Below are 20391 nucleotides of genomic sequence, written 5' to 3'. Positions count from 1 at the left end.
TGCCGCCCGGCTGACGGCGCCCGGGGCCTTGGCGGCGCTGCCTAGAATCGGCGCCCGCCCGAATCCCGACGGCACCGCGTGCCCGCTCCCACGATCCCACCGCCATGAACCTGGACCTGTTCGAGGACAGCCCCCAAGCCGCCGGCCCGCTGGCCTTCCAGCGCGCCCTGGACGACTGGCTGCGCGCCAGCGCGCAGGCCGGCCAGGTGCGGCGCGACTCCTCGGCCTCCGTGTACGAGCACATGTGGTCGGCGCTGGCGCAGTGGTGCGTGGGCCGCGGCATCGCGCTCGACGACATCACGGCCCCGGACCTGGAGGCCTACATCGCCTCGCGCGGCGGCTTCGACGAGCTGACCTCGCGCTACGCGCTGCGCCTGCTGCGCCTGGTCGAGCGCGTGATGGAGCACCGCCGCCTGGCGCACGGGCTGCCGGCCAACCGGGCCGCGACGCAGCTCATCGCCTCGCGCGCCGAGGTGCGCTTCGCCGGCTCGCACGGCCGCGACCCGCTGCCCGACGTGCTCTCGGCGACCGAGGCCCGGCGGCTGGTCGTGCACCTGTGCGACAGCCGCCCGCGCCCGGGCGCGGCCGGCTACTGGCAGGAGCTGCGCAACCGCGCCTCCGTCGCCTTGATGCTGGGCGCCGGGCTCACGCCCGGCGACGTGCGCGCGCTCACGCTCGACGGCGTCGTCGCCGAGGGCGGACACGTCGCCGGCTTGCCCTGGAAGCTGCGGCTGCCGGGCAACGGCAACTCGCCCGCGCGCGAGACGCCCATCGCCCCATGGGCGGCGCGGCTGCTGGCGGCGTGGCTGCAGGTGCGCGCGCAACAGCGTATCCCCGGGCCGATGTGCTTTCCCTCCACCAAGTCTGCCGGCAAGCCCTGGGGCAAGGTGGCGCAGTACACGGCCGCGCGTGGGGTGCTGCTGGCCGCAGGCATCGAGGACGTCGAGGGCGGCAGCTACCGGCTGCGCCACACCTTCGCGCTGCGCCAGCTGCGCCGCGGCAAGCCGGCGGTGGAGGTGGCGCGCTGGCTGGGCCTGAGCGACCCGGCCATGATGGAGCGCTACCGGCGCATCCTGGCCGCCCCGGTGGAGCTGGCCTGAGCGCCAGCCACAAAAGTCACTTGCGTGGCCCTGTCGGTCGCACAACGGGCGACCTAGACTTTTCGCCGCATGACGCAGGCATGAAGGAGTTCGCCATGGCCGACAAGCTCAAGCTCTTCATCAGCCACAGCTCCAAGTACGCAGACATCGCCAGCCGCTTGACGAATGCGTTGCAATCGCTGGACCGGGACAAGCGGCTTGAGATCAGCTTCAGCAAGGGCATGGCCGGGGCCGTGGACTGGCGCAAGTGGATCGACGAGAACGCACGCTCTTCGGACGTGTTCGTGTTGTTGTACCCGCACGCCGGCATGGACCTGGGCTGGTGCAACTACGAGCTGGGCCGCTTCTACGGCTCGGGTCATCACGTCGTGTGCATCAAGAACACCAACATCGAGCAGCCGCCGCCGGCGTTTCGGCCTTACCAGGCGTACAGGGCTGACGAGACGGAGCTGATGAAGTTCCTGGAAGAGCTCTTCGTCACCGGCCAGTTCAGCAACAGCGAACCCCTGAACCCGGAGATCGGGGCGCTCGACAGCGCAATCCATGCCAAGGCTCGCGGTGTGGCCGCGAGCCTGGCCAAGGCCTTCGCGGACGCGCGGGTACGCGAGCAGCTCTACGAGCGGCGCATCGTCATCTCCGTGCGCCAGGACGGCGACAAGCTCGACGCCGAGAGGACGGAAGTGCAGGGCAATGCCGATGGACTGAGCCTGCTGGGGCTGGACGACAGCACGCAGATCCGCTGGTCGATGCTGCGCCAGGCGCTGGGCCCCAACGTCGAGTGGCCGCTGGAACTGGAGGCCGCGCTGTACAAGCTGGCCAACGGCGTGCTGCCGCCGTCGCTGTCGCCGTTTCGCGCCCACGCGGGCATGTACCTGCCCGTCATCACGCGCACCGAGAGCGTGGACGGCGTGCTGCGCCAGATCGTGCTGATCTTCGTGACGATGCAGGAGAACTGGCTGCGCCCGGTGCTGAACTGGCCGCTGCCACTCAACATGCCCAAGGAGCTGCAGTCGCTGGTCGTCCTCATGCGCTCGCTGTTCCAGGCGCGCTGGGAGTTCATCGAGCCGCGCTTCCAGGAGGTGCTGTTCCGGTTCCCGACGGCTGAGCGCTGCGTGGCGATCTCCCAGGAACTCGTCGCCTACTACGAGCGGCTGCAGAAGGAGCTGTCGCAGACCGACCTGGGCGGCGTGGACGCGTTCTACCGCCTGTTCGACCGCAGCCGCCATGGCGACATCGATGCCATGACCACCGAGTGGCTGGGCGTCATGCACTCGCTGCGTGACGGCGCCGGCGTGGACGCGGCGTCCCTGGCGCCGCTGCTGAAAACGCTACGCGCCAACAATGGCCGCTGGCTGGCCCTGGCCACGCGCCAATTCGGCAAGTCCATGGAGGACGTGGTAGACGTGCACTTCTTGGATTGAGCCTGCGCGCCCGCGTGACGCCGCATCCGGCCCACGCCTTGGACATGCCGGCGGCCCGGGCCGCCGGCGCGCCACCGCCGCTGTCCGACAATCTCCAGGCAACAACAACGGGCGCCCGAAGTCATGGGCGCCCTTCACTTTTCATGGAGACGAGGATGTCGAACGACAACAGGAACCTGCCCGTGGCCGTGGTCACCGGCGGCGCGCGCGGGATCGGCCTGGGCATCGGCCAGTGGTTCCTGGCCCATGGTTACCGGGTCGCCCTGATCGACCGCGACGCCGCCACGCTCGACGCCGCCGTGGCCACCATCGGCCGCCCCGGGGACGTGCTGGCCGTGCATGCCGACGTGTCGGTGCCCGAGCAGGTCGCCACGGCAGCGGCGGCCGTGCAGGCGCGCTTCGGCCGGGTCGATGCGCTGGTCAACAATGCCGGCGTGGCCGTGTTCAAGCCGGTGCTGCAGACCTCGTTCGCCGAGTGGCGCGAGGTGATGTCCACCAACCTCGACGGCGCCTTCCTGTGCGCGCAGGCCTTCGTGCCGCTGATGTCGCGGCAGCAGGGCGGCGCCATCGTCAACATCGCCTCCATCTCCGCGCTGCGCGCCAGCACGCTGCGCGTGGCCTACGGCACCAGCAAGGCCGCGCTGGTGCACTTCACCAAGCAGCTCGCGGTGGAGCTGGGCAACGTGGGCATCCGCGTCAACGCCGTGTGCCCCGGCCCGGTCGAGACCGAGATGGCCAAGCTCGTGCACAGCGTGGCCATCCGCAGCGACTACTACGACACCATCCCGCAGGGCCGCTACGGCACGGTCGAGGAGATCGCCGACGCGGTGGGCTTCCTGTGCAGCGCGCAGGCCAGCTTCGTCAACGGCCAGTACCTGGCGGTGGACGGCGGCTTCGACGCCTCGGGCGTGGGCATCCCCACGCTGCGCCGGCGCCTGGCCGAGGAAGGCCAGCAGCAAGGCTGAGGCGAAGGCGTCCGCCGGGCCTGTACAGTTCCCGGCGGCCGAGGCGCGCAAGGCGCGCGGCCGCCCTTCCACCAGGGAGCACAGACTCCCGATCCGCAACCTGCACCAGAGACAAGCAATGACCCTTTCCCGCCGTACCGTGCTGCGCAGCGCCGCCGCTGCTTCCGTGCTGGGCGCCGGCGCGCTGCGCCCGGCCTACGCCAAGGCCGAGTTCACCTACAAGTACGCCAACAACCTGCCGGCCACGCATCCGATGAACGCGCGCGCGCGCGAGATGGCCGCGGCGATCCTGGAAGAGACCAAGGGCCGGGTCGAGATCCAGGTCTTCCCCTTCAACCAGCTCGGCAGCGACACCGACGTGCTCAGCCAGCTGCGCTCGGGCGGCGTCGAGTTCTTCACGCTCTCGGGGCTGATCCTCTCGACGCTGGTGCCGGGCGCGGCCATCACCGGCGTGGGCTTCGCCTTCCCCGACTACGCCTCGGTGTGGAAGGCCCTGGACGGCGAGCTCGGCGCCCACGTGCGCGCGCAGATCGAGAAGGCGGGCCTGGTGCCGATGGAGCGCATCTGGGACAACGGCTTCCGCCAGATCACGACCTCGACCAAGCCGATCAACACGGCCGCCGACCTGGCCAACTTCAAGATCCGCGTGCCGGTGTCGCCGATGTGGACCTCGCTGTTCAAGGCCTTCGGCGCGGCGCCCACGTCGATCAACTTCGCCGAGACCTACTCGGCGCTGCAGACCAAGGTGGTGGAAGGCCAGGAGAACCCGCTGGCCGTGATCGAGACGGCCAAGCTCTACGAGGTGCAGAAGTACTGCTCGATGACCAACCACATGTGGGACGGCTACTGGTTCCTGGCCAACCGCCGCGCCTGGGAGCGGCTGCCGGCGGACCTGCGCGCCATCGTGGCCAAGCACATCAACGCCGCGGGCATGAACCAGCGCGCCGACGTGGCCGCGCTCAACGCCTCGCTGCAGAAGAACCTGGCCGACCGCGGCCTGGCCTTCAACAGCCCCAAGGTGGACACCTTCCGCGAGCAGCTGCGCAAGGCCAACTTCTACGGCGAGTGGAAGGGCAAGTTCGGCGACGAGGCCTGGGCGATCCTGGAGCGGGCGGTGGGGAAGCTGGCTTGATCTGAAGACAGTTGGGGCGGCCAGCCGGAGACTGGCCTGCTCCATCCACCAATGCCGTCATTCCCGCGAAGGCGGGAATCCAGGCGGCCCCAACTCCAGCGCAAGCAATGATGCAGGCGCACCAATGTCCAAACCTGGGCATGCAGCCGCGTCAGCCATCGGCTGCTTGGGGACCGCCGGGATCCCCGCCTGCGCGGGGATGACGAAGCAGCAGGCGAAACGCGTCAGCTACCCGCTGGCACGTCTTCGACTTTCACCAGGGGCGCCCCGCGCCCTACCCCCCTGACGCCGCCGCCAGCCCGTTGTCGAAGTGCTGGCGCATCAAAGCCTGCGCCTTCTCGGCGTCGCGCGCCTGCAGCGCGCGCACCAGCGCGCGGTGCTCGGCCAGCGACTCCTCCACCCGGCCCTGGCGGAACAGCGAGTGGTGCCGGTTGAGCTTCATGACCTTGCGCAGGTCGACCACGATCTGGCTGCGCCAACGGTTGCCCGAGATCTGCAGTAGCCGCGCATGGAACTCCTCGTTGGTGGCGAAGAACGCGTCGCGCTGCTGCACCTGCGCCTCCAGTTGCTCGTGCAACTTGCCCAGCTCGGCCAGCTCCGCGTCGCTGGCGCGGCGCGCCACGTCGGCCGCGGCATCGCTCTCCAGCACGCCCAGCAGGTGGTACACCTGCGACACGTCGTCGCGCGACATCTCGGTGACGTAGGCACCGCGGCGCAGCTTCATCGTCACCAGCCCCTCCACCGCCAGCACCTTCAGCGCCTCGCGCAGCGGCGTGCGGCTGATGCCCAGCGCCGCCGTGAGCTTCTGCTCGTCGATCCAGCTCCCGGGCTCCAGCTCGCGGTTGAAGATCTGCTCGCGCAGGCGCTCCGCCACCTCCTGGTAGAGCGGCCGCTGGGCCAGCGGCGCCGCCACGGGGCGGGGCGCCGCTACGACGGCAGCAGCGGCGGAAGCGGTGTCAGGTGCGGATTCGGCCATTTTTGTTCAAGCGCGTTGAATTTTGAATTATGCATCTTGTATGATTGATGACAAGCTTAGAACACCGCCCGAGTGCGAGGAGTCCCGAACATGTCGTCCGCCCCCGAGTTCAACCGAGCCACGCTGCAGCAATGGACCCAGGCCGCCGCCAAGTCGGCGCCCGGCGGCGACGTGAACGCGCTGACCTGGACCACGCCGGAAGGAATCGCCGTCAAGCCGCTCTACACCGCCGGCGACCTGGGGGGCCTGCCCTATACGGACACGCTGCCGGGCTTCGAGCCCTTCATCCGCGGCCCGCAGGCCACGATGTACGCGGTGCGGCCGTGGACCATCCGACAGTACGCGGGCTTCTCCACCGCTGAAGAGTCCAACGCGTTCTACCGCAAGGCGCTGGCCGCCGGCGGCCAGGGCGTGTCGGTGGCCTTTGACCTGGCCACGCACCGCGGTTACGACAGCGACCATCCGCGCGTCACCGGCGACGTGGGCAAGGCCGGCGTGGCCATCGACTCGGTCGAGGACATGAAGATCCTGTTCGACGGCATCCCGCTCGACAAGGTTAGCGTGTCCATGACGATGAACGGCGCCGTGCTGCCGGTGCTTGCCGGCTACGTGGTGGCGGCCGAGGAACAGGGCGTGAGCCAGGACAAGCTGTCCGGGACCATCCAGAACGACATCCTCAAGGAGTTCATGGTCCGCAACACGTACATCTATCCGCCCGAGCCGAGCATGCGGATCATCGGCGACATCATCGAGTACACGGCGAAGCACATGCCGAAGTTCAACTCGATCTCGATCTCCGGCTACCACATGCAGGAAGCCGGCGCGAACCAGGCGCTGGAGCTGGCCTTCACGCTGGCCGACGGCAAGGAGTACGTGAAGACCGCCATGGCCAAGGGCCTGGACGTGGACGACTTCGCCGGGCGGCTGTCGTTCTTCTGGGCCATCGGCATGAACTTCTACCTGGAGATCGCCAAGATGCGCGCGGCGCGTCTGCTGTGGTGCCGGATCATGAAGGGCTTCAACGCCAAGAAGCCCAAGAGCCTGATGCTGCGCACGCACTGCCAGACCTCGGGCTGGAGCCTGACCGAGCAGGACCCGTACAACAACGTGGTGCGCACGACCATCGAGGCCATGGCCGCGGTCTTCGGCGGCACGCAGAGCCTGCACACCAACTCGCTGGACGAGGCCATCGCGCTGCCCACCGAGTTCAGCTCGCGCATCGCCCGCAACACGCAGCTCATCATCCAGGAAGAGACGCACATCACCAGCGTGGTGGACCCCTGGGCCGGCTCCTACATGATGGAGAAGCTCACCCAGGAAATGGCCGACAAGGCCTGGGCCATCATCGAGGAGGTCGAGGCCATGGGCGGCATGACCAAGGCGGTGGACTCGGGCTGGGCCAAGCTCAAGATCGAGGCCAGCGCCGCGGAGAAGCAGGCGCGCATCGACTCGGGCAAGGACGTGATCGTCGGCGTCAACAAGTACAAGCTGGCCAAGGAAGACCCGGTCGAGATCCTGGAGGTGGACAACGTCAAGGTGCGCGAGGCCCAGATCGCGCGGCTGCAGCAGATCAAGGCCACGCGCGACGGCCAGAAGGTGCAGGCCGCGCTGGAGGCGCTGACCGCCGCCGCGCGTGAAGGCAGCGGCAACCTGCTGGGCCTGGCCATCGACGCCATCCGCGCCCGCGCCACCGTGGGCGAGGTCAGCGATGCGCTGGAAGTGGTGTTCGGCCGCCACCGCGCCGACATCCAGAAGGTCACCGGCGTTTATGCCGCGGCCTACGACTCGGCCGAGGGCTGGGACAAGCTGCGCGGCGAGATCGAGGCCTTCGCGCAGGAAGCCGGCCGCCGGCCGCGCGTGATGATCGCCAAGCTGGGCCAGGACGGCCACGACCGCGGCGCCAAGGTGGTGGCCACGGCATTTGCCGACCTGGGCTACGACGTGGACATGGGCCCGCTGTTCCAGACGCCGGAAGAGTGCGCGCGCCAGGCCATCGAGAACGACGTGCACGCGGTGGGCATCTCCACGCTGGCCGCGGGCCACAAGACGCTGGTGCCGGCCATCATTGCCGAGCTCAAGAAGCAGGGCGCGGACGACATCATCGTCTTCGTTGGCGGCGTGATTCCGCAGCAGGACTACGGCTTCCTGTTCGACGCCGGCGTCAAGGGCGTGTACGGCCCGGGCACGCCGATCCCGGCCAGCGCCAAGGACGTGCTGGAGCAGATCAAGGCGGCGCAGCGCTGAGCGTTGACGCACTCCATAACAGCTGAGCTGCAGCAGTTCCCGTTCGCCCTGCGGTCTCGAAGGGGGAACGGGCCGGCAAAGCAGGACGCCGCCCTTCCATGAAGCCGTTCTTCGTCTACATGCTGCGCTGCGCGGATGACTCCTATTACGTTGGGCATACCGACGAGCTGGAGCGTCGCGTGGCTCAACATGAGGCGGGCGAGATACCGGGCTACACGCACGACAGGCGGCCGGTGCTGCTGGTGTGGGCGCAGGAAGCCGCCACGCGAGACGAAGCCCTGACGGCGGAGCGGCAAATCAAGGGCTGGGCACGAGCCAAGAAAGAAGCACTGATCCGGGACGACTGGGGCGCCATCGAACGCCACGCCTGGGGCACGAGGAATCCAATGCCTGAACGACTTCAAGCCGACATGCCAGAGCCTGTTCATCCTTCGATACCTCAGGACGAACGGGCTGGGGGCGTTGTTCCGGTCGTCCAGCTTCCGGGCGGCGTGTCGGAGCCCGTCCACCCTTCGATACCTCAGGGCGAACGGGCTGGTGATGAGGCCTCACTCGGGCATCTCCGCGCAGTTGCATCTGAGCCCGTCCATCCTTCGATACCTCAGGACGAACGGGCTGGTAATGGCCCGGTAGATGGGGCTGGCGAGCCCGCGTCCGAACTCAGCCAGACCACCACCCCTTTTCCCGTTCGCCCTGAGGTATCGAAGGGTGAGCGGGCCGATGACTCCGCGGGCATTCGTCCTCATGCCGACATGCCCCTTCCCGTTCGCCCTGAGGTATCGAAGGGTGAGCGGGCTGGTGACTCCGCGGGCATTCGTCCCCATGCCGACACGCCCCTTCCCGTTCGCCCTGAGGTATCGAAGGGTGAGCGGGCCGATGACTCCGCGGGCATTCGTCCCCATGCCGACACGCCCCTTCCCGTTCGCCCTGAGGTATCGAAGGGTGAGCGGGCCGATACGGTGGCGCCAGGCCGTTCATCCGGAGCGCTGTCCGACCAAGCCCTGGCCGGCGCCATCCTCGGCGCCCCCGGCCCCGCGCAGCGCCGCGCCATCGCCAAGACCATCACGCTGCTCGAATCGACGCGCGCCGACCACCGCCTGCGCGCCGACGATCTGCTCAATGGCCTGCTGCCGCACAGCGGCCGCTCGCTGCGCCTGGGCATCTCGGGCGTGCCCGGCGTGGGCAAGAGCACCTTCATCGAGGCGCTGGGACTCTTCCTCATCGAGCAGGGCCATCGCGTGGCCGTGCTGGCGGTGGACCCCTCCTCCAGCGTCTCCGGCGGCTCGATCCTGGGCGACAAGACGCGCATGGAGCGGCTCTCGGCCGACGAGCGTGCCTACATCCGCCCGACGCCGTCGAGCGGCACCCTGGGCGGCGTGGCCGAGAAGACGCGCGAGGCGCTGCTGGTGTGCGAGGCCGCGGGCTACGACATCGTCATCGTCGAGACCGTGGGCGTGGGCCAGAGCGAGACGGCCGTGGCCAACATGACCGACATGTTCGTGCTGCTGCAGCTGCCCAACGCCGGCGACGACCTGCAAGCCATCAAGAAAGGCGTGATGGAGCTGGCCGACCTGGTGTGCATCAACAAGGCCGACATCGACCCCCACGCCGCCACGCGCGCCCGCGCCCAGATCACCAGCGCGCTGCGGCTCTTCGGCCAGCACGGCGACCCGCACCATGCCGCCCACGACCAGACCCTGTGGCAGCCCCAGGTGCTGCAGCTCTCGGCGCTCAAGGCACAGGGGCTGCCCGAGTTCTGGGCCGCGGTGAGCCGCTACCGCGAGCTGCAGACGGCCAACGGCCGCTTCGCCGCGCGGCGCAACAGCCAGGACCAGGCGTGGATGTGGGAGCGCATCGACGCCGGACTCAAGCAGCGCTTCCGCCAGCACCCCGCGGTGCAGGCGGCGCTGCCGATGCTCACGCAACAGGTGCGCGCCGGCGAGGTCGCCGCCTCGGTGGCCGCGCGCCGGCTGCTGGAACTGTTCAACTGACCCGATCCCACCCGACAAGCCGACCGACCGCAGTACGCGAAAAGAGGAAAATCCCATGCACGACATCCAGCAGATGCTCGAGGAAAAGCGCGCCAAGGCCCGTCTGGGCGGCGGCCAGCGCCGCATCGACTCCCAGCACAAGAAGGGCAAGCTCACCGCGCGCGAGCGCATCGAGATGCTGCTCGACGAGGGCACCTTCGAGGAATGGGACATGTTCGTGGAGCACCGCTGCACGGACTTCGGCATGGCGGACAACAAGGTCCCCGGCGACGGCGTCGTCACCGGCTACGGCATGATCAACGGCCGCCTGGTCTTCGTCTTCAGCCAGGACTTCACTGTCTTCGGCGGCGCGCTCTCCGAGGCCCATGCCGAGAAGATCTGCAAGATCATGGACCAGGCCATGAAGGTCGGCGCCCCGGTCATCGGCCTCAACGACTCCGGCGGCGCGCGCATCCAGGAAGGCGTGGCCTCGCTCGGCGGCTACGCCGAAGTGTTCCAGCGCAACGTCATGGCCTCGGGCGTGATCCCGCAGATCAGCATGATCATGGGCCCCTGCGCCGGCGGTGCCGTCTACTCGCCGGCCATGACCGACTTCATCTTCATGGTGAAGGACAGCTCCTACATGTTCGTCACCGGCCCCGAGGTGGTGAAGACCGTGACGCACGAGGACGTGACCGCCGAGGACCTGGGCGGCGCCTCGGCCCACACCACCAAGAGCGGCGTGTGCGACCTGGCCTTCGAGAACGACGTCGAGGCCATCCTGATGCTGCGGCGCTTCTTCAACTACCTGCCGCTCAACAACAAGGAAAAGCCCCCGGTGCGCCCCTCCGGCGACCCGGCGCAGCGCCTGGATTTCTCGCTCGACACCCTGGTGCCGGACAACCCCAACAAGGCCTACGACATGAAGGAGCTCATCGCCAAGGTGGTCGATGACGGCGACTTCTTCGAGCTGCAGCCCGACTACGCCGCCAACATCGTGGTCGGCTTTGCGCGCATGGACGGCCAGAGCGTGGGCATCGTCGCCAACAACCCGCAGGTGCTCGCCGGCTGCCTGGACATCAAGAGCTCCATCAAGGCCGCGCGCTTCGTGCGCTTCTGCGACGCCTTCAACATCCCCGTCGTGACCTTCGTGGACGTGCCCGGCTTCATGCCCGGCACCGCGCAGGAGTACGGCGGCATCATCAAGCACGGCGCCAAGCTGCTCTACGCCTACGCCGAGTGCACGGTCCCGAAGATCACCGTCATCACCCGCAAGGCCTACGGCGGCGCCTACGACGTGATGAGCTCCAAGCACCTGCGCGGCGACGTCAACTTCGCCTGGCCCAACGCCGAGATCGCGGTCATGGGCGCCAAGGGCGCGGTGGAGATCATCTTCCGCGAGGAGAAGGGCGACCCGGCCAAGCTCGCGGCCAAGGAAGCGGAATACAAGTCCCGCTTCGCCAATCCCTTCGTGGCCGGCGCGCGCGGCTTCATCGACGACGTGATCCAGCCCCACGAGACGCGCAAGCGCATCTGCCGCTCGCTGGTGATGCTCAAGGACAAGCAGCTCGACAACCCGTGGCGCAAGCACGGCAACATCCCGCTCTAACGTGACCATCGCCCGTTCATCCTTCGATACCTCAGGACGAACGGGCGAGAGGGGCTTCGATACCTCAGCCCGAACGGAATTTCATATGTTCAAGAAAATTCTCATCGCCAACCGGGGCGAAATCGCCTGCCGCGTCATCAAGGCCGCCAAGAAGATGGGCATCCTGACGGTGGCGGTGTACTCCGAGGCCGACAAGGACGCGCTGCACGTGGAGCTGGCCGACGAGGCCGTGCTGCTGGGCCCGGCGCCCTCGCGCGAGTCGTACCTGGTGGCCGACAAGATCATCGCCGCGTGCAAGCGCACCGGCGCCGAGGCCGTGCATCCCGGCTACGGCTTCCTGTCCGAGAACGAGGACTTCGCGCGCCGCGTGGAAGAGGAAGGCATCACCTTCATCGGCCCGAAGCACTACTCGATCGCGGCCATGGGCGACAAGATCGCCTCCAAGAAGCTGGCCAAGGAAGCCCAGGTCAACACCATCCCGGGCTGGAACGACGCCATCGAGACGCCCGAGCAGGCCGTGGCCATCGCCAAGGACATCGGCTACCCGGTGATGATCAAGGCCAGCGCCGGCGGCGGCGGCAAGGGCCTGCGCGTGGCCTTCAACGACAAGGAAGCCTTCGAGGGCTTCTCCTCGTGCCGCAACGAGGCGCGCAACAGCTTCGGCGACGACCGCGTCTTCATCGAGAAGTTCGTCGAGGAGCCGCGCCACATCGAGATCCAGATCCTGGGCGACGCGCACGGCAACGTCGTGTACCTCAACGAGCGCGAGTGCTCGATCCAGCGCCGCCACCAGAAGGTGATCGAGGAAGCGCCCTCGCCCTTCATCAGCGACGAGACCCGCAAGGCCATGGGCGAGCAGGCCGTGGCCCTGGCCAAGGCCGTGAAGTACCAGAGCGCGGGCACGGTGGAGTTCGTGGTCGGCAAGGACCAGAGCTTCTACTTCCTGGAGATGAACACGCGCCTGCAGGTGGAGCACCCGGTCACCGAGTGCATCACCGGGCTGGACCTGGTCGAGCAGATGATCCGCGTCGCGGCGGGCGAGGCGCTCTCCTTCACGCAGGCCGACGTCAGGCGCGACGGCTGGGCCATCGAGTGCCGCATCAACGCCGAGGACCCGTTCCGCAACTTCCTGCCCTCCACCGGCCGCCTGGTGCGCTTCCAGCCGCCGCAACAGAACCTGGAAGCCTCCAGGCCGATGACGGCCGAGGGCGGCGTGCGCGTGGACACCGGCGTGGTCGAGGGCGGCGAGATCCCGATGTTCTACGACTCGATGATCGCCAAGCTCATCGTGCACGGGAAGGACCGCAACGACGCCATCCACAAGATGCGCGAGGCGCTCAACGGCTTCGTGATCCGCGGCATCTCCAGCAACATCCCGTTCCAGTCGGCGCTGCTGGCGCACCCGAGGTTCGTCTCCGGCGACTTCAACACCGGCTTCATCGCGGAGAACTACCCGAAGGGCTTCAACGCCTCGGACGTGCCGCACGATGATCCGGACTTCCTGGTGGCGCTGGCCGCCGCGGCCAACCGCCGCTTCCTGGAGCGCTCGGCCGGCATCAGCGGCCAGCTCAAGGGCATGGAAGTGGGCATCGGCGAGGAATTCACCGTCATCGTCAAGGGCCCGGAAGGCAACAACCAGTACCGCGGCGTGACGGTCAAGGCCAACGGCGTGGTGGACGTGAGGGTCGAGGGCAAGCGCTACGAGCTGGCCAAGGACTGGCGCATCGGCAGCATCCGCGCCTCGGGCACCTGCAACGGCGAGCCCTTCACCGCGCAGGTCGAGCGCAAGGGCGTGTGGCTGCGCGTGGCGCACAACGGCCTGGTGATCGAGGCCCTGGTGCTGTCGCCCAAGAGCGCGGAGCTGGCCAGGCTCATGCCCTACAAGGCGCCGCCCGACACCTCCAAGTTCCTGCTCTCGCCCATGCCGGGCCTGCTGGCGGACCTGCTGGTGCAGCCCGGGCAGAAGGTGCTCGCCGGTGAGCGCCTGGCCGTGATCGAGGCCATGAAGATGGAGAACATCCTCGTGGCCGCGCAGGACGGCATCGTGGAGGCCGTGCTGGCCAACAAGGGCGAGAGCCTGGCCGTGGACCAGCCGATCCTGAGGTTCCAGTGATGAGCGCGACCAACGTGAAGCCCTTCCGCATCCTCGGCATCCAGCAGATCGCCATCGGCGGCCCGGACAAGCAGCGGCTGAAGTCGCTGTGGGTGGACATGCTGGGCCTGCAGGTCAAGAGCACCTTCGTCTCCGAGCGCGAGAACGTGGACGAGGACATCTGCGCCCTGGGCAGCGGCCCGACCGCCGTCGAGGTGGACCTGATGCAGCCGCTGGACATCGAGAAGAAGCCGGCCGTGCACGCCACGCCGCTCAACCACGTCGGGCTGTGGGTGGACGACCTGCCCAAGGCCGTGGAGTGGATGACGGCCAACGGCGTGCGCTTCGCGCCGGGCGGCATCCGCAAGGGCGCCGCGGGCTACGACATCTGCTTCATCCACCCGAAGGGCAACGACGAGTTCCCGGTGGGCGGTGAAGGCGTGCTGATCGAGCTCGTGCAGGCGCCGCCGGAGGTGGTGCAGGCGCTGGGTTGAGACAATAGGGACCAGCCCGTTCGCCCCGAGGTCTCGAAAGGCGAATCCGACAGGCTGCAATGGCGGCGCCCCGGCCGGGGCCGTTCATCCTTCGATACCTCAGGACGAACGGGATTTGGATAGCTCGGGACGAACGGAATACGGCGTCCGCCTCCCTTCTCAATGCCTGGAAGAAAGCAGTTCCCATGACCACCAACGCCGACTGGCAGCGCCGCAGCCTCGCGGCCCTGTGGCATCCGTGCACGCAGATGCAGCGCGCGGCCAGCGTGCCGCCGCTGCCGATGGTGCGCGGCCAGGGGCCGTGGCTGTTCGATGCCGAAGGCCAGCGCTACTTCGACGCGCTGAGCAGCTGGTGGGTCAACCTCTTCGGCCATGCCGACGCGCGCATCGTCGCGGCGGTCAAGGACCAGCTCGACACCCTGCCCCACGTCATGCTGGCCGGCTGCACCCACGCGCCGGCGGTCGAGCTGGCCGAGCAGCTCTCGGCGCGCACCGGCGGCGCGCTGGGCCATGCCTTCTTCGCCAGCGACGGCGCCTCGGCCGTCGAGATCGCGCTGAAGATGAGTTTTCACTTCTGGCGCAACACTGGCCGCGAGCGCAAGCAGGAGTTCGTCTGCCTGAAGCAGGGCTACCACGGCGAGACGCTGGGCGCGCTGGCGGTGACGGACGTGAAGGTGTTCCGCGACGCCTACGACCCGCTGCTGCTGCGCGCGCACCAAGTCATGTCGCCCGACGCGCGCCAGGCCGCGCCCGGCGAGACGGCCGCGGATGTCGCCGCGCGCGCCCTGGCCGAGGTGCAGGCGCTGTTCGAGCAGCGCGCGGATCGCATCGCCGCCGTCATCGTCGAGCCGCTGGTGCAGGGCGCCGCGGGCATGGCGATGCACGATGTGTCCTACCTGAAAGGCCTGCGCGCGCTGTGCACGAGGCACGAGGTGCACTTGATCGCCGACGAGATCGCCGTGGGCTGCGGGCGCACCGGCACCTTCTTCGCCTGGGAGCAGGCACTGCCGGCGGGCGCGCCCGACGCCGCGCGCCGCGCCGCTTGGCCCGACTTCGTGACGCTGTCCAAGGGCATCAGCGGCGGCTTCCTGCCGCTGTCGCTGGTGCTGAGCACGGATGCCGTCTATGCCGCCTTCCTGAGCGAGGACGTGGCACGCGGCTTCCTGCATTCGCACTCCTACACCGGCAACGCCCTGGCCTGCCGCGCCGCGCTGGCGGTGCTGGAGCGCTTCGACACCGAGGACGTGCTTGGGCGCAACGCCGCGCAGGCCGAAGGCCTGAGCCGCGCGCTGCAACCGGTCTTCGACGACCCGCGCATCGAGCACGCGCGGCGCTGCGGCATGATCTGGGCCTTCGACGTGCGCACCGAGCATGCCGGCGGCAACTTCGCCGAGCGCTTCCACCTGGCGGGGCGGCGGCACGGGCTGCTGATCCGGCCCATCGGCCGCACGGTGTACCTCATGCCGCCGTACGTGCTGGACGAGACGCTGTCGCCCTGGCTGGCGCAGCGGCTGCACGCCACGCTGACGGACGTGCTGGACCATCCCGATGCTGATCGAACACCTCAACCGCCGACTGCTTGAGCTCGACGCCGCGGCGCTGCGCCGGCGCCTGCGCGTGGCCGAGTCGCCCTGCGAGCCGCTGCAGGCCTTCGAGGGCGAGCACGGCGGCGAGCCGCTGCTGGCCTTCTGCAGCAACGACTACCTGGGCCTGGCCCACCACCCGGGCCTGGCCACCGTGCTGGCCGAGGGTGCGCGGCTGTGGGGCACCGGCAGCGGCGCCTCGCACCTGGTCAGCGGCCACCTGCGCCCGCATGCGCAGGTGGAAGAGCTGCTGGCACGCTGGTTCGAGCCGCACATACCGCATGCGCGCGCGCTGCTGATGTGCAGCGGCTACATGGCCAACCTGGCGCTGATGACGGCGCTGGGCGACGGCAGCGCCACGCTCTTCTGCGACAAGCTCAACCACGCCTCGCTCATCGACGGCGCGCGGCTGGCCGAGGGCGAGGTCAAGCGCTACGCGCATGGCCGCCTGGACGTGCTGGAGTCGCAGCTCGCGGCCTGCACCACGCCGATAAAGCTGATCGTCACGGATGCGGTGTTCAGCATGGACGGCGACATCGCCGACCTGCCGGCGCTGCTGAAGCTGGCCGAGAAGTTCGATGCCTGGATCGTGCTCGACGACGCGCACGGCCTGGGCGTGCTGGGCCTGCACGGGCACGGCGCGCTGGAGCATTTCGAGCTGCGCAGCGAGCGCTTCATCTGCATGGGCACGCTGGGCAAGGCCGCGGGCGTGTCGGGCGCCTTCGTGGCGGCGCACCCGGCCGTCATCGAATGGCTGGTGCAGAAGGCGCGCAGCTACATCTACACCACCGCCATGCCGCCGGCGCTGGCGCACGTGCTGGTGGCCAGTTTGAAGCTGATCGGGGGCAACGAGGGCCGGGTGCGCCGCGCGCGGCTGCTGGGGCTGATCGAGCAGCTGCGCACGGGGCTGCGCACGCTGGTGTCGGTGCAGCCGGGCTGGAAGCTGGGCGAGAGCGCCACGGCCATCCAGCCGCTGATCGTGGGCGACAACGAGACCGCCCTGAACCTGTCTGCCGCGCTGCGCCGCCAGGGCCTGTACGTGCCCGCCATGCGCCCGCCCACCGTGCCGCCGGGCACGGCGCGGCTGCGCATCACGCTCAGCGCCGCGCACACGCCGGCGCAGGTGCAGCGGCTGCTGCAGGCGCTGGCGCAGGCCATGGGAGAGACGCCATGACGGCACCATCGAGTCCCGCGAGCCCCGTCGAGCTGCGCGGCTGCTTCGTCACCGGCACCGACACGGGCGTGGGCAAGTCGCGCATCAGCGCGGCGCTGCTGCACTGGCTGGGCCGGCGCGGGCACCGTGCCGCCGGCTACAAGCCCGTGGCCTCGGGCCTGGAGCCCGGCGCCGACGGCCGCCTTGTCAACGAGGACGTGGAGGCGCTGCGCACCGCCGGCAGCGTGCCGCTGCCCGGGTCGCTGATCGGCCCGTGCCAGCTCAAGGAAGCCTGCGCGCCGCACATCGCCGCGGAGCTGGAGGGCGTGCGCATCGACCGCGTGGCGCTGCTGCGCGGCGCGCAGGAGGTGGCGCGCCGCGCCGACTTCATCGTGGCCGAGGGCGCGGGCGGGCTGGTCATCCCGCTGGGCGAGGACTGGGACAGCACCCAGCTGATGAGCGCGCTGGGCCTGCCGGTGGTGATGGTGGTGGGCCTGCGCCTGGGCTGCATCAACCACGCCCTGCTCACCGCGGACGGCCTCGCGCAGCGCCGCCTGCGGCTGGTGGGCTGGGTCGGCAACCAGATCGACCCGGCCATGCCGCACCTGCAGCGCAACGTCGAGACGCTGCGCCACGAGCTCTCCCGCCGCCACCAGGCGCCCTGCCTGGGCGTGGTGCCGCACCTGGCGCAGCCCGCGCCGGCGGCGGTGGCGGGATTTCTCGACGCTTTCGCGCTCCAAGGCCTGTTCGGCCTGGAGTGACAATTCCAACTTTTCCGGATTCCCGGTTCATCAAGAAGAGCAGTTCGCATGAGCACCGTTGCCACCATTTCCGTCGAATCCCTGCGCCGCACGGCTCCTGTCGAAGCTAAACCGGGCCGCTGGTCCGTGGCCGAGGTGCAGGCGCTCTACGACCTGCCGTTCATGGACCTGATGTTCAAGGCCCAGCAGGTGCACCGCGAGCACTTCGACGCCAGCGAGGTGCAGCTCTCCACGCTGCTGTCGATCAAGACCGGCGGCTGCGCCGAGGACTGCGGCTACTGCCCGCAGTCGGCGCACTTCGACACCGGCGTCGAGGCCTCCAAGATCATGTCCATCTCCGAGGTGCTGGGCGCGGCGCAGGCGGCCAAGGAACAGGGCGCCTCGCGCTTCTGCATGGGCGCGGCCTGGCGCAGCCCCAAGGAGCGCGACATGGAGCGCGTGACCGAGATGGTGCGCGAGGTGCGCGCGCTGGGCCTGGAGACCTGCATGACGCTGGGCATGCTCGACAAGGAGCAGGCCGCGCAGCTCAAGGACGCGGGCCTGGACTACTACAACCACAACCTCGACACCTCGCCCGACCACTACGGCAACGTGATCCACACCCGCACGTATCAAGACCGGCTGGACACGCTGCACAACGTGCGCGACGCCGGCATCAACGTGTGCTGCGGCGGCATCGTGGGCATGGGCGAGACGCGCGCGCAGCGCGCCGGGCTGATCGCGCAGCTGGCCAACCTCGACCCCTTCCCCGAGTCGGTGCCCATCAACAACCTGGTGCCCGTGCCCGGCACGCCGCTGGCCGACAGCGAGCCGATCGACCCCTTCGAGTTCGTGCGCACGATCGCCGTGGCGCGCATCACGATGCCGACCACGATGGTGCGGCTGTCCGCCGGCCGCGAGCAGATGGACGACGCGCTGCAGGCGCTGTGCTTCATGGCCGGGGCCAACTCGATCTTCTACGGCGATCGCCTGCTGACCACGACGAATCCGCAGGCCGAGAAGGACCGCCGCCTTTTCGAGCGGCTGCAGCTGCGCCCGCAGGGCCAGCGCCCGGAGGTGCAGGCGCACCTGGACGTGTCGGGCGCGGTCGCCAAATGAGCGCGGTGCTGGCGCCGCGGGCGTCGGTGGCCCCGTTCGTGGACCTGGAGTTCCTGCAGGACCCGTATCCGGCGTACCGCGAGCTGCGCGAGGCCGGGCCGATCCACTGGAGCGAGGAGTTCTTCGGCGGCGCCTGGCTGCTGACGCGCCATGCCGACGTGGAGGCCGCGCTGCGCGACCCGCGCCTGTCGGCACGGCGCACGGGCGGCTGGGTGATGCGCGCGGCCGAGCCCGATGGGCGGGCCGAGCTCACGCCGATGCAGCGGCTCTTCACGCGCTGCCTGCCCTTCCTGGACGCGCCGGACCACACCCGGCTGCGCAAGGTGCTGCAGCCCGCGTTCCGGCCGGACCGTATCCAGGCGCTGAAGCCCGTGACGCAGGCGCTCATCGACGAGCTGCTGGACGAGGCCGGGCCACACTTCGACTTCATGGACAAGCTCGCGCGCCCGCTGCCGGCGCGCGTGATCGCGAAGCTGATGGACGTGGACGCGTCGGTGTACGGCGACTTCACGGCCTGGAGCGAGGACATCGCCGCCTTCCTGGGCTCGGTGAACCCCACGCAGGCCGAGGTGCGCGCCGCGCAGCGCAGCGTGGTGGCGCTGGCCGGCTACTTCGAGCGCGAGCTGCTGCCGCGGCGCCGGCGCGAGCCGGGCGACGACCTGCTGAGCGGGCTGCTGGCGGCGCAGGCCGACGGCAGCGTTGAAGACGGCGCGGAGCTGCTGGCGCAGTGCGCGATGCTGCTCTTTGCCGGCTACGAGACGACGCGCCACCTGCTGGGCAACGCGGTGCACGCGCTGCTGACGGAGCGGGAGCAGTGGGAGCGGCTGCGGGCCGAACCCGAGTTGCTGCCGAACGCCGTGCGCGAGCTGCTGCGCCACGACACGCCGGTGCAATGGAGCGGGCGGCGCGCGATGGCCGATTTCACGCTGTGCGGCCAGCGCGTGCGCCGGGGCGACCTGGTGCTGGCGCTGATCGGCTCTGCGAATCGCGACCCGGCGCGGCACGAGTTTCCGGAGCAGCTGGACGTGGCGCGGGCCAACCCGGGTGCCCTCGCCTTCGGCACCGGGCCGCACGTGTGCCTGGGCGCGTCGCTGACGCAGCTGGAAACCCAGACGGTTCTTGCGACGCTGCTGCGCCGGCGCCCGGAGCTGGATCTGGCGGGGATTGCGATACGGACGCAGAGTCCGCTTTATCGGGGGTTCATGAGGTTGCCGGTGGCGGGATGACCAGTTGGCGGCATTCGATTAAGGAATGGCTGACCCATACCCATTGATTCCAACTTGCAATAGACAGTGAAGTATTCCGTTCGCCCTGAGGTATCGAAGGGTGGACGGCCCGCACGGTGTGCGGGCATCCGAGCCGGTTGGATTCGGCCTTCGATACCTCAGTCCGAACGGTTCAAGGCGCTTGCAATTCCCGGCCTCCATACCAGCCTGACGGCTTCACCCTTCGACGCGCCCATAGGGCGCGCCCTGTGCTGAGGTATCGAAGCATCAGGGCGAACGGGTCATTTCACAGAAAAGCCGGAGTTGGAATGGAAGACCGCATTCAGCGGTCCTTTCATTTTACCAAGGTTACTGCTCTTGGAAGCGATACCAATTCACGTCAGCCGGTAAAATAGCGAAAGGCTGGGTTACTTCTCCGGCTGAAGCAAGCCAGAATCAGGTTATTAACCCGGCAATCAAACAGTGCATGCACCGATTTGTTCGCCGGCGTACGCGAGATGTGAACCTCGAAAGTAGTTCATGATTCGTTGCGGCATGCCTTGCAAAACCTTCATGAAATCGTGTGCG

15 protein-coding genes and 1 pseudogene are annotated in these 20391 nt (G+C 68.9%); 15 read left to right on the top strand and 1 reads right to left on the bottom strand.

Annotated elements, in window-relative coordinates; all coding sequences use genetic code 11:
- Window positions 1–104: 104 nt before the first annotated feature.
- From FJ694_RS11490 to FJ694_RS11475, 4 genes are all read left to right on the top strand, one after another.
- Window positions 105–1100: a tyrosine-type recombinase/integrase gene (locus FJ694_RS11490; protein ID WP_157267266.1), complete on the top strand. Its 996-nt coding sequence runs from the start codon at window positions 105–107 to the stop codon at window positions 1098–1100.
- Between the two features lie 80 nt (window positions 1101–1180).
- The gene (locus tag FJ694_RS11485) at window positions 1181–2521 is read left to right on the top strand and encodes a toll/interleukin-1 receptor domain-containing protein (protein ID WP_157267263.1); all 1341 of its coding nucleotides are present in this window, start codon (window positions 1181–1183) and stop codon (window positions 2519–2521) included.
- Between the two features lie 155 nt (window positions 2522–2676).
- Window positions 2677–3486 (top strand): SDR family NAD(P)-dependent oxidoreductase, encoded by an 810-nt coding sequence (locus tag FJ694_RS11480; RefSeq protein ID WP_157267260.1) that lies wholly within the window; start codon window positions 2677–2679, stop codon window positions 3484–3486.
- A 118-nt stretch (window positions 3487–3604) separates the two neighbouring features.
- On the top strand, window positions 3605–4618 hold the full coding sequence (locus tag FJ694_RS11475) for a TRAP transporter substrate-binding protein (RefSeq protein WP_157267258.1): 1014 nt from the start codon (window positions 3605–3607) through the stop codon (window positions 4616–4618).
- A gap of 274 nt (window positions 4619–4892) precedes the next feature.
- Here the strand turns inward: FJ694_RS11475 and FJ694_RS11470 are convergent, their stop codons facing one another.
- Complete coding sequence (locus FJ694_RS11470; RefSeq protein ID WP_157267255.1) at window positions 4893–5594, bottom strand: GntR family transcriptional regulator; 702 nt, start codon at window positions 5592–5594, stop codon at window positions 4893–4895.
- Between the two features lie 90 nt (window positions 5595–5684).
- Between FJ694_RS11470 and scpA the strand changes: the two genes are divergently transcribed.
- The 11 genes and pseudogenes from scpA (at window position 5685) to FJ694_RS11420 (ending at window position 19824) form a co-directional block, all read left to right on the top strand.
- The gene (gene scpA / locus FJ694_RS11465) at window positions 5685–7838 is read left to right on the top strand and encodes a methylmalonyl-CoA mutase (protein WP_157267252.1); all 2154 of its coding nucleotides are present in this window, start codon (window positions 5685–5687) and stop codon (window positions 7836–7838) included.
- A 98-nt stretch (window positions 7839–7936) separates the two neighbouring features.
- A pseudogene (locus FJ694_RS37095) lies at window positions 7937–8149 on the top strand (GIY-YIG nuclease family protein); the annotation flags it as partial.
- Between the two features lie 648 nt (window positions 8150–8797).
- Entirely contained in the window at window positions 8798–9829 is a 1032-nt protein-coding gene (meaB, locus tag FJ694_RS36685) for a methylmalonyl Co-A mutase-associated GTPase MeaB (RefSeq protein ID WP_232539998.1), read from the top strand.
- A gap of 55 nt (window positions 9830–9884) precedes the next feature.
- Window positions 9885–11417, top strand: coding sequence for an acyl-CoA carboxylase subunit beta (locus tag FJ694_RS11455; RefSeq protein WP_157267246.1), 1533 nt, complete (start codon window positions 9885–9887; stop codon window positions 11415–11417).
- Between the two features lie 85 nt (window positions 11418–11502).
- Window positions 11503–13530: an acetyl-CoA carboxylase biotin carboxylase subunit gene (locus FJ694_RS11450; RefSeq protein ID WP_157267243.1), complete on the top strand. Its 2028-nt coding sequence runs from the start codon at window positions 11503–11505 to the stop codon at window positions 13528–13530.
- Complete coding sequence (locus FJ694_RS11445; RefSeq protein WP_157267240.1) at window positions 13530–14003, top strand: VOC family protein; 474 nt, start codon at window positions 13530–13532, stop codon at window positions 14001–14003. The genes FJ694_RS11450 and FJ694_RS11445 overlap by 1 nt, the downstream gene beginning before the upstream one ends.
- Before the next feature lie 185 nt (window positions 14004–14188).
- Complete coding sequence (gene bioA, locus FJ694_RS11440) at window positions 14189–15586, top strand: adenosylmethionine--8-amino-7-oxononanoate transaminase (RefSeq protein ID WP_157267237.1); 1398 nt, start codon at window positions 14189–14191, stop codon at window positions 15584–15586.
- Window positions 15552–16760 (top strand): 8-amino-7-oxononanoate synthase, encoded by a 1209-nt coding sequence (locus FJ694_RS11435; protein ID WP_157267234.1) that lies wholly within the window; start codon window positions 15552–15554, stop codon window positions 16758–16760. The genes bioA and FJ694_RS11435 overlap by 35 nt, the downstream gene beginning before the upstream one ends.
- Window positions 16757–17500 (top strand): dethiobiotin synthase, encoded by a 744-nt coding sequence (gene bioD / locus FJ694_RS11430; RefSeq protein WP_157267231.1) that lies wholly within the window; start codon window positions 16757–16759, stop codon window positions 17498–17500. The genes FJ694_RS11435 and bioD overlap by 4 nt, the downstream gene beginning before the upstream one ends.
- Window positions 17501–17548: 48 nt before the next feature.
- Entirely contained in the window at window positions 17549–18598 is a 1050-nt protein-coding gene (gene bioB, locus FJ694_RS11425) for a biotin synthase BioB (protein WP_157267228.1), read from the top strand.
- The gene (locus FJ694_RS11420; protein ID WP_157267225.1) at window positions 18595–19824 is read left to right on the top strand and encodes a cytochrome P450; all 1230 of its coding nucleotides are present in this window, start codon (window positions 18595–18597) and stop codon (window positions 19822–19824) included. Before bioB ends, FJ694_RS11420 begins: the two co-directional genes overlap by 4 nt.
- Window positions 19825–20391: the final 567 nt, after the last annotated feature.

Origin of the sequence: Azohydromonas aeria, assembly GCF_009760915.1 — a bacterium.
Lineage (GTDB): Bacteria > Pseudomonadota > Gammaproteobacteria > Burkholderiales > Burkholderiaceae_C > Azohydromonas > Azohydromonas aeria.
This window is presented reverse-complemented; position numbering and strand designations above follow the sequence as displayed.

Bases quoted from the DNA above. Each gene is read 5' to 3' on its own strand.
- FJ694_RS11490 (WP_157267266.1), top strand. From the start codon at position 105: ATGAACCTGGACCTGTTCGAGGACAGCCCCCAAGCCGCCGGCCCGCTG.
- FJ694_RS11485 (WP_157267263.1), top strand. From the start codon at position 1,181: ATGAAGGAGTTCGCCATGGCCGACAAGCTCAAGCTCTTCATCAGCCAC.
- FJ694_RS11480 (WP_157267260.1), top strand. From the start codon at position 2,677: ATGTCGAACGACAACAGGAACCTGCCCGTGGCCGTGGTCACCGGCGGC.
- FJ694_RS11475 (WP_157267258.1), top strand. From the start codon at position 3,605: ATGACCCTTTCCCGCCGTACCGTGCTGCGCAGCGCCGCCGCTGCTTCC.
- FJ694_RS11470 (WP_157267255.1), bottom strand. From the start codon at position 5,594: ATGGCCGAATCCGCACCTGACACCGCTTCCGCCGCTGCTGCCGTCGTA.
- scpA (WP_157267252.1), top strand. From the start codon at position 5,685: ATGTCGTCCGCCCCCGAGTTCAACCGAGCCACGCTGCAGCAATGGACC.
- FJ694_RS11455 (WP_157267246.1), top strand. From the start codon at position 9,885: ATGCACGACATCCAGCAGATGCTCGAGGAAAAGCGCGCCAAGGCCCGT.
- FJ694_RS11450 (WP_157267243.1), top strand. From the start codon at position 11,503: ATGTTCAAGAAAATTCTCATCGCCAACCGGGGCGAAATCGCCTGCCGC.
- FJ694_RS11445 (WP_157267240.1), top strand. From the start codon at position 13,530: ATGAGCGCGACCAACGTGAAGCCCTTCCGCATCCTCGGCATCCAGCAG.
- bioA (WP_157267237.1), top strand. From the start codon at position 14,189: ATGACCACCAACGCCGACTGGCAGCGCCGCAGCCTCGCGGCCCTGTGG.
- FJ694_RS11435 (WP_157267234.1), top strand. From the start codon at position 15,552: ATGCTGATCGAACACCTCAACCGCCGACTGCTTGAGCTCGACGCCGCG.
- bioD (WP_157267231.1), top strand. From the start codon at position 16,757: ATGACGGCACCATCGAGTCCCGCGAGCCCCGTCGAGCTGCGCGGCTGC.
- bioB (WP_157267228.1), top strand. From the start codon at position 17,549: ATGAGCACCGTTGCCACCATTTCCGTCGAATCCCTGCGCCGCACGGCT.
- FJ694_RS11420 (WP_157267225.1), top strand. From the start codon at position 18,595: ATGAGCGCGGTGCTGGCGCCGCGGGCGTCGGTGGCCCCGTTCGTGGAC.